At 52.4% G+C, this 14,609-nt stretch carries 7 protein-coding genes, 1 tRNA gene, 3 rRNA genes and 1 pseudogene; 3 read left to right on the forward strand and 9 right to left on the reverse strand.

The genetic code is table 11. The features are described from left to right. Positions 1-8 precede the first annotated feature (8 nt). The 4 genes and pseudogenes from polA to VRC33_RS21970 all read right to left on the reverse strand — a co-directional run bounded on the left by polA (position 9) and on the right by VRC33_RS21970 (position 5,226). Positions 9-2,794, reverse strand: a pseudogene (gene polA / locus VRC33_RS21955) (DNA polymerase I). Positions 2,795-3,213: 419 nt separating this feature from the next. Continuing rightward, positions 3,214-3,843, reverse strand: coding sequence for a thiol:disulfide interchange protein DsbA (dsbA, locus tag VRC33_RS21960; RefSeq protein ID WP_338559469.1), 630 nt, complete (start codon positions 3,841-3,843; stop codon positions 3,214-3,216). 53 nt (positions 3,844-3,896) lie between these two features. After that, positions 3,897-4,883: a serine/threonine protein kinase gene (locus VRC33_RS21965; RefSeq protein WP_338559470.1), complete on the reverse strand. Its 987-nt coding sequence runs from the start codon at positions 4,881-4,883 to the stop codon at positions 3,897-3,899. A gap of 73 nt (positions 4,884-4,956) precedes the next feature. Next, positions 4,957-5,226 (reverse strand): YihD family protein, encoded by a 270-nt coding sequence (locus VRC33_RS21970; RefSeq protein WP_338559472.1) that lies wholly within the window; start codon positions 5,224-5,226, stop codon positions 4,957-4,959. A gap of 77 nt (positions 5,227-5,303) precedes the next feature. Between VRC33_RS21970 and mobA the strand changes: the two genes are divergently transcribed. Both mobA and mobB read left to right on the forward strand, forming a co-directional pair. Next, positions 5,304-5,897 (forward strand): molybdenum cofactor guanylyltransferase MobA, encoded by a 594-nt coding sequence (gene mobA / locus VRC33_RS21975; protein WP_338559473.1) that lies wholly within the window; start codon positions 5,304-5,306, stop codon positions 5,895-5,897. Continuing rightward, positions 5,894-6,412: a molybdopterin-guanine dinucleotide biosynthesis protein MobB gene (gene mobB / locus VRC33_RS21980; protein ID WP_338559474.1), complete on the forward strand. Its 519-nt coding sequence runs from the start codon at positions 5,894-5,896 to the stop codon at positions 6,410-6,412. Before mobA ends, mobB begins: the two co-directional genes overlap by 4 nt. Positions 6,413-6,611: 199 nt before the next feature. Here the strand turns inward: mobB and rrf are convergent. The 4 genes from rrf to VRC33_RS22000 all read right to left on the reverse strand — a co-directional run bounded on the left by rrf (position 6,612) and on the right by VRC33_RS22000 (position 11,662). Further along, positions 6,612-6,727, reverse strand: a 5S ribosomal RNA gene (gene rrf / locus VRC33_RS21985). A gap of 111 nt (positions 6,728-6,838) precedes the next feature. Beyond that, positions 6,839-9,745: ribosomal RNA gene (locus tag VRC33_RS21990) — 23S ribosomal RNA — on the reverse strand. A gap of 226 nt (positions 9,746-9,971) precedes the next feature. Further along, positions 9,972-10,047: transfer RNA gene (locus VRC33_RS21995), tRNA-Glu, on the reverse strand. Positions 10,048-10,119: 72 nt separating this feature from the next. Further along, a 16S ribosomal RNA gene (locus VRC33_RS22000) occupies positions 10,120-11,662 on the reverse strand. Together the 16S, 23S and 5S rRNA genes with 1 tRNA gene alongside form the textbook arrangement of a ribosomal RNA operon. 545 nt (positions 11,663-12,207) lie before the next feature. Here VRC33_RS22000 and mdtD point away from each other — a divergent pair. Further along, positions 12,208-13,611 carry a multidrug transporter subunit MdtD gene (gene mdtD, locus VRC33_RS22005; protein WP_338559475.1) on the forward strand — a complete coding sequence of 468 codons (1,404 nt, stop codon included), beginning with the start codon at positions 12,208-12,210 and terminating at the stop codon, positions 13,609-13,611. Here the strand turns inward: mdtD and rbsR are convergent. Then, positions 13,608-14,600, reverse strand: coding sequence for a ribose operon transcriptional repressor RbsR (gene rbsR / locus VRC33_RS22010; RefSeq protein WP_338564390.1), 993 nt, complete (start codon positions 14,598-14,600; stop codon positions 13,608-13,610). The genes mdtD and rbsR overlap by 4 nt on opposite strands. Positions 14,601-14,609 lie beyond the last annotated feature (9 nt).

Genomic DNA, 14,609 nt, shown 5'->3' on the forward strand with positions numbered 1-14,609 from the left:
CCGCCAGATTAGTGGGCCTGATCCCAGTTGTCGCCAACGCCTACATCAACCTGCAAGGGCACATCGAGTTTCATGCTGTTTTCCATCAGATCGCGAATCTTCGCTGATGCGGCTTCAACTTCTGATGCTTTCACTTCAAACACCAGTTCATCGTGAACCTGCATGATCATTTTCACTTCGGGCGTGGTCTGCGTCGCCAGCCAGGCATCAACTGCAATCATGGCTTTTTTGATGATATCTGCTGCGGTTCCCTGCATCGGGGCGTTGATTGCCGCCCTTTCAGCGGCCTTGCGGCGCATGGCGTTACTGGCCTTGATATCAGGCAGGTAGAGGCGACGCCCGTCCAGCGTGGAGACATATCCTTTTTCAGCAGCAAGCTGTCGGGTACTCTCCATATACTGCAGAACGCCAGGGTAACGTTCGAAGTAGAGATCCATATATTTCTTCGCTTCACCCGCGCCAATATTCAGCTGGCGGGATAATCCAAAGGCGCTCATGCCGTAAATCAGGCCGAAGTTAATCGCTTTTGCACTGCGGCGTTGCTCACCGGTGACTTTCTCCACGGCGACGCCAAAAACCTCTGCCGCTGTGGCGCGGTGAATATCCTGGCCTTCAGCAAAGGCGGTCAGCAGGCCCCGATCCTGCGACAGGTGAGCCATAATGCGCAGTTCAATTTGTGAATAGTCAGCAGCCACAATCTTGTGGCCTTTCGACGCAATAAAGGCCTGACGAATGCGACGCCCTTCATCATTTCTTACCGGGATATTCTGCAAATTTGGATCGGTTGAAGAGAGACGCCCGGTTGCCGTTACTGCCTGGTGATACGAAGTATGCACGCGTCCCGTAACCGGATTGATCATCAACGGCAATTTGTCTGTATAGGTCGACTTCAGCTTGGCAAGACCGCGGTTCTCAAGGATCACCTTGGGCAAAGGATAATCCAGCGCCAGTTCCGCCAGCACTTCCTCGCTGGTTGAAGGGGCACCGCCAGGGGTTTTTTAGTCGGCTTAATCCCCTGCTTTTCAAACAAAATTGTCTGAAGCTGTTTAGGAGAGGAGAGGTTAAACGGCTCGCCCGCCAACTCATGGGCTTTTTGCTCCAGTTCTGCCAGGCGAACAGTCAGCTCTTTGGAGTGCGCGGCCAGAATATTCTGGTCAATTAGTACACCATTGCGTTCAATACGTGAAATAACAGTGACCAGCGGCATTTCGATAGTGTCGAAAACCTGCTTTGGCCCCTGCTCTTTCTCCAGCTCCGGCCACATTTTCAGATGCAGCTGAAGCGTGACGTCAGCATCTTCAGCGGCGTAATGGGCCGCCTGCTCCAGCGCAATCTGGTTAAAGGTTAACTGTTTTTTTCCCTTACCGGCGATCTCTTCAAACGAGACGGTTTTGTGGCCCAGCCAGCGTGAAGCCAGCGAATCCATGTCATGCCGACCTGATACGCTGTTCAGCGCATAGGACTCAAGCATGGTGTCGAAACGGATGCCGGCTAGCTCAATGTCATAGTTACTGAGTACGCCACGATCGTATTTCAGGTTTTGCCCGACCTTAAGCAGCTTTGCATCTTCCAGCAGTGGCTTAAGGCGCGCTAAAACGCTTTGGCGGTCCAGCTGGGCTGGCGCATCAAGATAGTCGTGAGCAACGGGCAGATAGGCTGCTTCGCCAGGAGCCACGGCAAAGGAGAGACCAACAATATTGGCACTCAGCGTATCCAGGGAATCTGTTTCCAGATCGAAAGCGAAGAGGTCGCTTTGTTGCAGTTTCTTCAGCCAGCTTTCAAACGTCTCTTCATCCAGAATAGTAACGTAGCCGTCAGCGGAGAGTATGCTGGTCACCTCTGCCTGCTCTTCCACTTTCTCAACCAGTGCTTTCTGAGCGACAGGATTGCTCCTCTTGCCCTGTAACCATTTCCCCTCTTCGAGATCGGTAATCCAGCGTTTGAACTCATAATGACGGAACATTCCCAACAGCTCTTCTACTGCGGGTTCATTAACAGTCAATTGATCGCAGGAGAGTTCCAGTTCAACGTCAGTCTTGATAGTCGCCAGTTGATAAGAGAGCAGAGCGAGTTCTTTATTTTGCTCAAGTTTGGCGGCCATGGTTTTAGCCCCACGGAACGTCAGGCCAGCGACCTTATCCAGATTTTCATAGATAACTTTAATACTGCCCAGCCCTTGCAACAGAGCCTGGGCAGTTTTTTCACCCACGCCGGGAACGCCAGGAATATTATCCGAGGAGTCACCCATCAGGGCGAGGAAATCGATGATTAACTCAGGGGGAACACCAAACTTTTCTACCACTTCTTCCGGGCCAAGAATAGCGTTATTCATGGTGTTAATCAGGGTAATATCCGGCGTCACCAACTGCGCCATATCTTTATCACCCGTACTGATTAATACCGGTTTCCCCTGTTTTCCGGCTTCCAGTGCCAGCGTTCCAATAACATCGTCAGCTTCAACGCCGCTCACGGCCAACAACGGCAAGCCCATGGCTCTGACCATATTGTGCAGAGGCTCGATTTGCGCCCGCAGGTCATCCGGCATCGGAGGACGGTGGGATTTATATTGTTCGAAAAGCTCATCGCGGAAAGTTTTGCCTTTGGCATCAAAAACCACGGCCACATGGCTGGGCTTATATTGCAGCAGCAGGCTGCGCAACATATTCAGCACACCATACATCGCTCCCGTAGGTTCGCCTGCACTGTTGGTTAGCGGAGGGAAGGCATGGTAAGCGCGGTAGAGGTAGGAAGAGCCATCCACGAGAATAAGCGGGTTTTCTGCAATTTGTGCCATAAGTCGTCACGTTCTTCGTTGGTTTTATCAATAGGGTAAGGATGCCACACCTGAGCAGTAAAGATGAACTAACTCGGCCGATTAAGTTGATTAAGAGAGAGATTTTGCGCGACGTGCCGCATCAATAAGCTGTGGATAAGTTTGTGCGTAAAAATGTTCATGCTTTTTTAGCAGCAGAATATAATTTCTTATGCAAAACAAAAAAAACTTGTTTTCAATAAGTTAAATTATAAATCCAGGAATTACTTCAGGATCGCCGGAATTAATCCTGTGTGGATAGTAATTATTCGTGAGGCGATCATCCGGGATCTCTCCTTAAGAATCAGGATCTTCCCGGCTGGCTTATTTCAGGGAAATGAATGGGGTCGGGACGGATACAACAACGCCGGCAATCGCCGGCGTTTTCGCGTTAGCTGTCATTACTTCTGAGTCAGAAGGAACTTCACAACATTAGCATATTGCTGAACGTAGACATCCTGTGAGCTGGTATCCAGACCGCCGTTGTTAACCATATATTTGCCGTTAACAAACATGGCAGGCACGCCCTGCAGATCCACATCGGCTGCCGCTTTTTCCTGCTGCGCTACCAGAGATTTCACCACAAAGCTGTTCCAGGCTGCATCGTAGTCTTCAGGCTTAATGCCCGCCGCTTTTACGAACGTTTCTTTAAGGCTGGCCGGATCAGTGATGGTCTGCGTTTTCTGAATACCGTCAAAGATCGGTGCAGTGACTTTGTCTTCCACACCCAGCGCCATAGCCACAGCCCAGGCCTGGGTTACCGTTTTACCCATCTCGCCGCCCAGGAACTCAACGTGATATTTAGTCACTTTAGTATTGGCAGGCAGGCCCTGCTTCACGGCGTCGCTGACGTGCCAGACGCGTTCAAACTGATAGCAGTGAGGACAGTAGAAAGAGAAGAACTCCAGAACCTGTGGCTCGCCGGTCACGGGTTTCTGTATTGTCACGTATTGCTGACCTTCCGAAAACTGGGCTGCCGAAGCACTGAAAGCCAGAACCAAACCAACCAGTGCGAACCAAAGCTTTTTCATTGTGTAACTCTCTCCTGACTACAAAAGGGGCGGACCGGAAAAGGCGGTCAGCCTTAGAAAGCGGGCATCAGCTGAAGCGGGGGTTCCTGCAACAGTCTGGCCTGCTCGTTAAAGATGGAAATCTGCCTGCGCCAGAAATCCTCATCCGTCATCCACGGAAAACTTGCAGGAAATGCAGGGTCTTGCCAACGGCGAACAACCCACGCCAGATAATAAACCATCCTCATGGCGCGTAAAGGTTCAATCAGTGACAATTCGTGTGTGTCGAACTCACAAAACTCACTGTAAGCTTCCAGCAGAATATCCCACTGCAGACGCTGTTCCTGGCGGTCACCGTTAATCAACATCCATAAATCCTGTACGGCAGGACCATTACGGGCATCATCAAGATCAACAAACATCGGGCCATCACGCCAGAGAATATTCCCCGGATGGCAGTCGCCATGCAGGCGCAGCGGCCGCCACTGAGTATGCCAGTATTTTTGTAAAGTTGTGCCTAAGTGCCGGACGCTGACTAATAAATCCTCTTTCAGCTTGCCTGGTACAAGATTGCAGGCTTCAAGCACCTGAAGGGGTTCGGTGAGGTACTCTTCCAGTCCGATAGTGGGCCGGGCAGTAAACGTACTCTTACGACCGGTCTGATGGATACGGCCCATAAAACGCCCCACCCATTCCAGTTGATCATAATTATCGGTTTCGTACTGACGCCCACCAAGGCTCGGGAAAACCGTATAAAGGTAGCCATCATGCTGGTGTAGCGTTTTACCCTGCAACAGCAGAGGGGCCGCTACCGGAACTTCATCCGCAAACAGCTGTGCAGTGAACTGATGCTCTTCCTCAATCTGCAGCTGGGACCAGCGCTGAGGACGATAGAATTTCACCACGTAGCGTTTTCTGTCCTCATCTGAGAACTGATAAACCCGGTTTTCGTAACTGTTCAGAGCCGTCAGCCCTGACTCCACGCGGATCCCGGTCTCCCAGAGCGCATCAAGGATGGTATTTGGATGTAAATTGTGGAAGTTAAAAGCGGGTTCTTTCATCCGGCACGCTCATGGCTTGAAGTAGCCGTTAAGAATATCACTAAACAGCGCAGGCGTCGGACGGCACCGGGGATTAATCTTTAATAATACCGCGAGCGCGCAGCAGGGCCGTTTTAAAATCCTCTTCATAATCTTTCTTAAGGCCCGGGATCTGGTCAGTTTTATCCATGCCCCGCATTTTAAGGTGATAGATCAGGATATCATCAGTCAGTTCGGTCAGGGGGCCAGTAAAACCTGATTCCTCAGCCAGTTTCTGTAAAAATTGCATCAGACTAAGGTCCGGCTCTTTTTGCCATTCAGGCTGTAAAAGCGAGAGCAGTTCATTAAGACGGTGGCATTTCATGGCAAAGTTCCTTCTGGTAGAGAGAGGAGCCAGGTTACCAGTTTTAAATCCACATTAAAAGAGGGGTATTAAGACCTATGGCAGAGCGGTATCGGGTTGAGGACGTCACCGGCATTATCCTTGCCGGAGGAAAAGGCACCAGGATGAAGGGTGAAGATAAAGGGCTGATCCTGTTGAACGGCGAGCCTTTATATCAGCATGTTCTGGCCCGTTTACGTCCCCAGGTTGGAGCACTTTTCATTAGCGCTAACCGGCATCAGGATCGTTATCAGCAAAGTGGTTGCGATGTTTTTTCCGACACCCTGACCGGATTTGCCGGCCCGTTGGCAGGAATGCTCTCTGGTTTGCATTACATTAAGACCGAATGGGCCGTTTTCGCCTCATGCGACACCCCGTTTCTTCCTCAGGATCTGGTGCAAAAATTATGGCTTGGAAAAGGTCAGGCCAGTATTGCCTGGGTCCGCAGTCACGAACGCGATCACCCTACTCTTGCGCTGATGAACAAAAGCGTGGCCAGCCAGCTCGAAGAATACCTGCAACGTGGCGATCGCAAGTTAATGTATTTTCTTAGTGAAATGTCTGGTAATGCCGTCATTTTCGATGACGATCGGGCTTTTACTAATATCAATACGCCTGACGATCTTGCGGCATTTCAGGGGCCGACAGAATGATTCCAGTACTGGGTATCACCGCCTGGAGCGGTACCGGAAAGACAACTTTACTGAAGCAGTTAATTCCACTGCTGAAAATCCGCGGGATCAGGCCCGGGCTTATTAAGCATACCCATCATGACGTGGATGTGGACACGCCCGGCAAAGACAGTTATGAGCTGCGCAAAGCCGGTGCCGATCAGGTAATGGTGGCGAATCGCAACCGCTGGGCTTTAATGACTGAAACACCGGGAAACGAGGCTTTAGATCTCCAGTTTCTGGCGAGTCGTATGGATGAGACTCTGCTGGATATTATTCTGGTTGAGGGGTTCAAGCATGATGCCATTCCCCGGATTCTGTTGCACCGGCAAGGCTCGGGGCAAGCGGTTATGCCTGACAGCAGGGTAATTGCAGTAGCCAGCGACAGCGATCTTTGCCTGGAGATACCACTGTTAGATCTCAATGCCGCAGATAAGATCGCTGATTTTATAGTGCAGTGGCTAAAGAATGAATATTCAGCGCGTTCTGCCCGCTGAGTTCATCACGTTTCAGCGGGTTCAAAACGACAAAAGGCCCGGCGCGTCAGCGCGGGGCCTTTTTCTTTGCACTTTTTCACCGGTCACGCCGGTCTTCGCCGGGCCCGGACCTGAATCTCGGGCAATACTGGCCGGTTTTTCATCGCGCGCAGACGCAAAAAACCCCGGCCTTGCGGTCGGGGTCAGTGCTTGATTTGATGCCTGGCAGTTCCCTACTCTCGCATGGGGAGACCCCACACTACCATCGGCGCTACGGCGTTTCACTTCTGAGTTCGGCATGGGGTCAGGTGGGACCACCGCGCTAAAGCCGCCAGGCAAATTCTGTTGTTCACGCCGCCCTCGCAGGCCACGCAAATCAATCCGTTATCGAACAGGCTGAAAATCGTTGCGTCTCTCAGACGCCCACCAGAACGCTTCTGGTGTTGTAAGGTTAAGCCTCACGGGTCATTAGTACCGGTTAGCTCAACGCATCGCTGCGCTTACACACCCGGCCTATCAACGTCGTAGTCTTCAACGTCCCTTCAGGGGCCTTAAAGGCCCAGGGAAGATTCATCTCGAGGCAAGTTTCGCGCTTAGATGCTTTCAGCGCTTATCTTTTCCGCACTTAGCTACCGGGCAATGCCATTGGCATGACAACCCGAACACCAGTGGTGCGTTCACTCCGGTCCTCTCGTACTAGGAGCAACCCCTCTCAATCTTCCAGCGCCCACGGCAGATAGGGACCGAACTGTCTCACGACGTTCTAAACCCAGCTCGCGTACCACTTTAAACGGCGAACAGCCGTACCCTTGGGACCTACTTCAGCCCCAGGATGTGATGAGCCGACATCGAGGTGCCAAACACCGCCGTCGATATGAACTCTTGGGCGGTATCAGCCTGTTATCCCCGGAGTACCTTTTATCCGTTGAGCGATGGCCCTTCCATTCAGAACCACCGGATCACTATGACCTGCTTTCGCACCTGCTCGAGCCGTCACTCTCGCAGTCAAGCTAGCTTATGCCATTGCACTAACCTCACGATGTCCGACCGTGATTAGCTAACCTTCGTGCTCCTCCGTTACTCTTTAGGAGGAGACCGCCCCAGTCAAACTACCCACCAGACACTGTCCCCACGCCGGATTACGGCGCCAGGTTAGAACATCAAACGTTAAAGGGTGGTATTTCAAGGTTGGCTCCACGCAGACTGGCGTCCACGCTTCAAAGCCTCCCACCTATCCTACACATCAAGGCTCAATGTTCAGTGTCAAGCTGTAGTAAAGGTTCACGGGGTCTTTCCGTCTTGCCGCGGGTACACTGCATCTTCACAGCGAGTTCAATTTCACTGAGTCTCGGGTGGAGACAGCCTGGCCATCATTACGCCATTCGTGCAGGTCGGAACTTACCCGACAAGGAATTTCGCTACCTTAGGACCGTTATAGTTACGGCCGCCGTTTACCGGGGCTTCGATCAAGAGCTTCTCCTTGCGGATAACCCCATCAATTAACCTTCCGGCACCGGGCAGGCGTCACACCGTATACGTCCACTTTCGTGTTTGCACAGTGCTGTGTTTTTAATAAACAGTTGCAGCCAGCTGGTATCTTCGACTGGCTTCAGCTCCGGGAGCAAGTCCCATCACCTACGCGCCAGCGTGCCTTCTCCCGAAGTTACGGCACCATTTTGCCTAGTTCCTTCACCCGAGTTCTCTCAAGCGCCTTGGTATTCTCTACCTGACCACCTGTGTCGGTTTGGGGTACGATTCTGTGTTACCTGATGCTTAGAGGCTTTTCCTGGAAGCAGGGCATTTGTTGCTTCAGCACCGTGGTGCCTCGTCATCACGCCTCAGCCTTAAAGAGTTCCGGATTTGCCTGGAACTCAAGCCTACACGCTTAAACCGGGACAACCGTCGCCCGGCCAACATAGCCTTCTCCGTCCCCCCTTCGCAGTAACACCGAGTACAGGAATATTAACCTGTTTCCCATCGACTACGCCTTTCGGCCTCGCCTTAGGGGTCGACTCACCCTGCCCCGATTAACGTTGGACAGGAACCCTTGGTCTTCCGGCGAGCGGGCTTTTCACCCGCTTTATCGTTACTTATGTCAGCATTCGCACTTCTGATACCTCCAGCAGACCTCACAGTCCACCTTCGACGGCTTACAGAACGCTCCCCTACCCAACAACGCATACGCGTCGCTGCCGCAGCTTCGGTGCATGGTTTAGCCCCGTTACATCTTCCGCGCAGGCCGACTCGACCAGTGAGCTATTACGCTTTCTTTAAATGATGGCTGCTTCTAAGCCAACATCCTGGCTGTCTGTGCCTTCCCACATCGTTTCCCACTTAACCATGACTTTGGGACCTTAGCTGGCGGTCTGGGTTGTTTCCCTCTTCACGACGGACGTTAGCACCCGCCGTGTGTCTCCCGTGATAACATTCTCCGGTATTCGCAGTTTGCATCGGGTTGGTAAGCCGGGATGGCCCCCTAGCCGAAACAGTGCTCTACCCCCGGAGATGAATTCACGAGGCGCTACCTAAATAGCTTTCGGGGAGAACCAGCTATCTCCCGGTTTGATTGGCCTTTCACCCCCAGCCACAAGTCATCCGCTAATTTTTCAACATTAGTCGGTTCGGTCCTCCAGTTAGTGTTACCCAACCTTCAACCTGCCCATGGCTAGATCACCGGGTTTCGGGTCTATACCCTGCAACTTAACGCCCAGTTAAGACTCGGTTTCCCTGCGGCTCCCCTATACGGTTAACCTTGCTACAGAATATAAGTCGCTGACCCATTATACAAAAGGTACGCAGTCACACCACGAAGGTGCTCCCACTGCTTGTACGTACACGGTTTCAGGTTCTGTTTCACTCCCCTCGCCGGGGTTCTTTTCGCCTTTCCCTCACGGTACTGGTTCACTATCGGTCAGTCAGGAGTATTTAGCCTTGGAGGATGGTCCCCCCATATTCAGACAGGATGTCACGTGTCCCGCCCTACTCATCGAACTCACAGCAAGTGCATCTTCGTGTACGGGAGTATCACCCTGTACCCTGCGACTTTCCAGACGCTTCCACTGATGCACAAACTGATTCAGGTTCTGGGCTGTTCCCCGTTCGCTCGCCGCTACTGGGGGAATCTCGGTTGATTTCTTTTCCTCTGGGTACTTAGATGTTTCAGTTCCCCAGGTTCGCCTTGCATGGCTATGTATTCACCATGCAATGATGCACCAAGGTGCACCGGGTTTCCCCATTCGGGTATCGTCGGTTATAACGGTTCATATCACCTTACCGACGCTTATCGCAGATTAGCACGCCCTTCATCGCCTCTGACTGCCTAGGCATCCACCGTGTACGCTTAGTCACTTAACCTCACAACCCACAAGCGTCCCGGAGGACACGAGCTGTTGCGAGCATTTGAGAGACTCGACCGCGTCGTAAATTTCATTCTTATTACGGAGAATGAAAACGACGCGTCGTTTCAATTTTCAGCTTGTTCCGGATTGTTAAAGAGCAAATATCTCAAACGTGACTCGCCTCGCGGCATAATCAGTTTTGAGATACTGGTTGATAATGTCTTTCACTCATTATCAGGAGATGGCGTCCCCAAGGGGATTCGAACCCCTGTTACAGCCGTGAAAGGGCAGTGTCCTGGGCCTCTAGACGATGGGGACTCTGGTTCGTTCTTTGCTCATTACTTCTATCAGACAATCTGTGTGGACACTACGCGGGAAAGTATCTTCAGGTAAGGAGGTGATCCAACCGCAGGTTCCCCTACGGTTACCTTGTTACGACTTCACCCCAGTCATGAATCACAAAGTGGTAAGCGCCCTCCCGAAGGTTAAGCTACCTACTTCTTTTGCAACCCACTCCCATGGTGTGACGGGCGGTGTGTACAAGGCCCGGGAACGTATTCACCGTAGCATTCTGATCTACGATTACTAGCGATTCCGACTTCACGGAGTCGAGTTGCAGACTCCGATCCGGACTACGACGCACTTTATGAGGTCCGCTTGCTCTCGCGAGGTCGCTTCTCTTTGTATGCGCCATTGTAGCACGTGTGTAGCCCTGGCCGTAAGGGCCATGATGACTTGACGTCATCCCCACCTTCCTCCGGTTTGTCACCGGCAGTCTCCTTTGAGTTCCCGACATTACTCGCTGGCAACAAAGGATAAGGGTTGCGCTCGTTGCGGGACTTAACCCAACATTTCACAACACGAGCTGACGACAGCCATGCAGCACCTGTCTCACGGTTCCCGAAGGCACTAAGGCATCTCTGCCAAATTCCGTGGATGTCAAGGCCAGGTAAGGTTCTTCGCGTTGCATCGAATTAAACCACATGCTCCACCGCTTGTGCGGGCCCCCGTCAATTCATTTGAGTTTTAACCTTGCGGCCGTACTCCCCAGGCGGTCGACTTAACGCGTTAGCTCCGGAAGCCACGCCTCAAGGGCACAACCTCCAAGTCGACATCGTTTACGGCGTGGACTACCAGGGTATCTAATCCTGTTTGCTCCCCACGCTTTCGCACCTGAGCGTCAGTCTTTGTCCAGGGGGCCGCCTTCGCCACCGGTATTCCTCCAGATCTCTACGCATTTCACCGCTACACCTGGAATTCTACCCCCCTCTACAAGACTCTAGCCTGCCAGTTTCAAATGCAGTTCCCAGGTTAAGCCCGGGGATTTCACATCTGACTTGACAGACCGCCTGCGTGCGCTTTACGCCCAGTAATTCCGATTAACGCTTGCACCCTCCGTATTACCGCGGCTGCTGGCACGGAGTTAGCCGGTGCTTCTTTTGCGGGTAACGTCAATCAACAAGGTTATTAACCTTATCGCCTTCCTCCCCGCTGAAAGTACTTTACAACCCGAAGGCCTTCTTCATACACGCGGCATGGCTGCATCAGGCTTGCGCCCATTGTGCAATATTCCCCACTGCTGCCTCCCGTAGGAGTCTGGACCGTGTCTCAGTTCCAGTGTGGCTGGTCATCCTCTCAGACCAGCTAGGGATCGTCGCCTAGGTGAGCCATTACCCCACCTACTAGCTAATCCCATCTGGGCACATCCGATGGCGTGAGGCCCGAAGGTCCCCCACTTTGGTCCGAAGACGTTATGCGGTATTAGCTACCGTTTCCAGTAGTTATCCCCCTCCATCAGGCAGTTTCCCAGACATTACTCACCCGTCCGCCACTCGTCACCCGAAGAGCAAGCTCTTCTGTGCTACCGTTCGACTTGCATGTGTTAGGCCTGCCGCCAGCGTTCAATCTGAGCCATGATCAAACTCTTCAATTAAAAGTTCGATTTGCTGCAACAAGTGCAGCGATGCTCAAGTGTAAAACGTCATAATGAATTTCATTATGTGTTCACTCTTAAGGCTTGATATTTTTTGCGTCCAAAGACGCTGATATCAATCCTGCGAGTGCCCACACAGATTGTCTGATAAATTGTTAAAGAGCGGTGCGGTAAGCGCCGTGGCGACTTACTGCGAGGTGGCGTATACTACGCTATCCTCCTTCAGAGTCAACGTCTTTTTCAGAAGTTTTTCTCCGGCGGTTCAGCTTCCTGAACCTCTGATGCGGCGACCGTTAAGTCGTTGTTCCGGGTCAGTGGAGGCGCATTATAGGGAATTCCTGGAAGCCCGCAAGTGTTTCTACACAAAAAAGATCTGACTGCTTTCTTTTTCACCAAAAGACTAAAAAACGGCCATCTTACGGTTATTTTAGCGCCAGATATCCCTTTAAAAGACATTTTGAGCATCACGAAAGCGGATTGCCTGATGCTATTCTTTAATGATTGCAGAGTACTTCTGTCAGTACTGACCCAGATAAGGACGCTAAATGATAAAATCCGCGCGCAGTATGGCCGGACTTCCGTGGATTGCCGCCATGGCCTTCTTTATGCAGGCGCTGGATGCCACCATACTGAACACCGCCCTTCCTGCTATCGCCCAAAGTCTTGACCGTTCCCCGCTGGCGATGCAATCCGCCGTAATCAGCTACACCTTAACCGTCGCTCTGCTTATTCCAGTCAGCGGCTGGCTGGCAGACAGGTTTGGGACTCGCAAAGTCTTTATCGTGGCGGTATTACTTTTTACTTTGGGTTCTCTGGCCTGTGCCCTCTCCGGATCGCTTACCCAACTTATTGTATTCAGAGTGGTGCAGGGAGTGGGGGGCGCAATGATGATGCCCGTAGCACGCCTGGCTTTACTGAGAGCCTACCCACGCAGCGAACTCTTACCCGTTTTGAACTTCGTCACCATGCCAGGCCTGATCGGACCGGTACTTGGCCCGATGCTGGGCGGTGTACTGGTCACTTACGCTACCTGGCACTGGATATTCCTGATTAATATCCCCATGGGCATTCTGGGGATTGTCTACGCGCGCAAATATATGCCTGACTTCACCACGCCGCGCCGTCGCTTTGATCTGCTGGGTTTTCTGCTGTTCGGGCTTGGTCTGGTCCTGCTTTCGAGCGGGATAGAGTTGTTGGGTGAGAAAATAGTGGCTGGCAGCATCGCTCTGGCCGTGACTTTGGGGGGCATACTGTTACTTCTTCTCTATATAGTGCACGCCCGCCGTTATCACACTCCGCTTATCCCACTGCCGATGTTTAAAACCCGCACCTTCTCGGTTGGCATTGCGGGCAATATTGCTTCCAGGCTGGGCACTGGCTGTATCCCTTTTCTGATGCCGCTGATGCTTCAGGTGGGATTTGGCTACACCGCTATCCTGGCCGGCTGCATGATGGCACCCACAGCGCTGGGGTCAATTATGGCCAAGTCGACGGTGACTCAGGTGCTGCGATGGTTTGGTTATCGCAAAACGCTGGTGTGGATCAGCGTCATTATTGGCGTGTTGATCGCCAGCTTCTCATTACAATCCCCCGGGATGGGGATGGTCGCGCTGCTGATCCCTCTGTTTATCCTGGGTATGGCGATGTCGACCCAGTTTACCGCCATGAATACCATCACGCTGGCCGACCTGAATGATGCCAACGCCAGCAGCGGCAACAGTATGCTGGCGGTCACTCAGCAACTGGCTATCAGTTTTGGCGTGGCAGTCAGTGCCGCAGTACTGCGGTTTTATGAAAACTTTGATGGCACCACCGTGCAGCACTTCCACGCCACGTTCCTGACCATGGGAGTGGTGACGGTGGTTTCGGGACTGGTCTTTATGATGTTAAAAGCCGGCGACGGTAAGCACCTGATCGCAAACCGGGAAAAACGCCGGAAAGCCGCTTAACGTTCGCCTACAGATCCCCGCTCTATCAATTCCGGTGTCAGAACCAGCAGTTGCTGGCTGCCACCGGGCTCTTTAAGGCGATGGATAAGCGTATCGATAGCCAGCTCTCCCAGCTCATCTTTAGGTTGATGGATAGTGGTAAGCGGCGGCGTCATGTAGCGAGCCAGCTCGATATCGTCATAGCCCATCACGGCAATGTCTTTTGGAACAGAGAGTCCTGCCTGAAACAGCGCATGATAGACCCCAACCGCCATCGCATCATTACTGGTGAAAACAGCCTCAGGAAAAGGCTTGAGTGCCAGAAGCTGATTCATGGCGTTGAAGCCTCCCTGAAACTCCAGATCGCCGTTGACCACATAACCAGGCAACACCGGTAGCTCTGCCTGCGTCATAGCCTGATGAAACCCTTCAAGACGCAAGCGGGCGGGCGTTTTGTCCTGTGGCCCGGCGATGCAGGCAATACGCCGGTAACCCCGTGAGATCAGAAAACGGGTTGCCATCTCTCCGCCCAGCAGTGAATTGTCCTGAATAATGTCGCTGCCGCCCTCAAAAGGGGACCAGTCCATCATTACGGAGGGAATAGAAGGATAGCGGTTGAGGATTTCCGCAGAGGGGATGTGGCTTTCGTTACACATGATCAGCAAGCCATCAACCCGCTTTTGCAGCAGCGTTTCCAGACTCCGGTTCATGCGATTTTCATCGCCCTCGGTGTTGCACAGCACCAGACTGTAGCCGCGTTCATAACAGCTTCTCTCTACCCCGCGCACCACTTCTGAATAGAAAGGGTTGCTACTGGCCGTAAGCAGCATACCTATAGTACGCGTCTGGTTGAGTTTAAGACTTCGGGCCAGCGCAGAAGGGGCGTAGTTAAGCTGGGTAATGGCAGAGGTGATTTTTTCACGCACCGCCTCACTGACAAAACGGTTGTTATTAATGACGTGTGAAACCGTGGATGTCGACACACCGGCCAGTCGCGCAACATCTTTCATGGTGGCCAA

The organism is Erwinia sp. E_sp_B01_1, assembly GCF_036865545.1.
In the GTDB taxonomy this organism is placed as follows: Bacteria; Pseudomonadota; Gammaproteobacteria; order Enterobacterales; family Enterobacteriaceae; genus Erwinia.

Coding starts and splice junctions, on each gene's coding strand:
- rbsR (WP_338564390.1), bottom strand. CDS start 14,600: ATGAAAGATGTTGCGCGACTGGCCGGTGTGTCGACATCCACGGTTTCA.
- mobB (WP_338559474.1), top strand. CDS start 5,894: ATGATTCCAGTACTGGGTATCACCGCCTGGAGCGGTACCGGAAAGACA.
- VRC33_RS21970 (WP_338559472.1), bottom strand. CDS start 5,226: ATGAAATGCCACCGTCTTAATGAACTGCTCTCGCTTTTACAGCCTGAA.
- mobA (WP_338559473.1), top strand. CDS start 5,304: ATGGCAGAGCGGTATCGGGTTGAGGACGTCACCGGCATTATCCTTGCC.
- VRC33_RS21965 (WP_338559470.1), bottom strand. CDS start 4,883: ATGAAAGAACCCGCTTTTAACTTCCACAATTTACATCCAAATACCATC.
- mdtD (WP_338559475.1), top strand. CDS start 12,208: ATGATAAAATCCGCGCGCAGTATGGCCGGACTTCCGTGGATTGCCGCC.
- dsbA (WP_338559469.1), bottom strand. CDS start 3,843: ATGAAAAAGCTTTGGTTCGCACTGGTTGGTTTGGTTCTGGCTTTCAGT.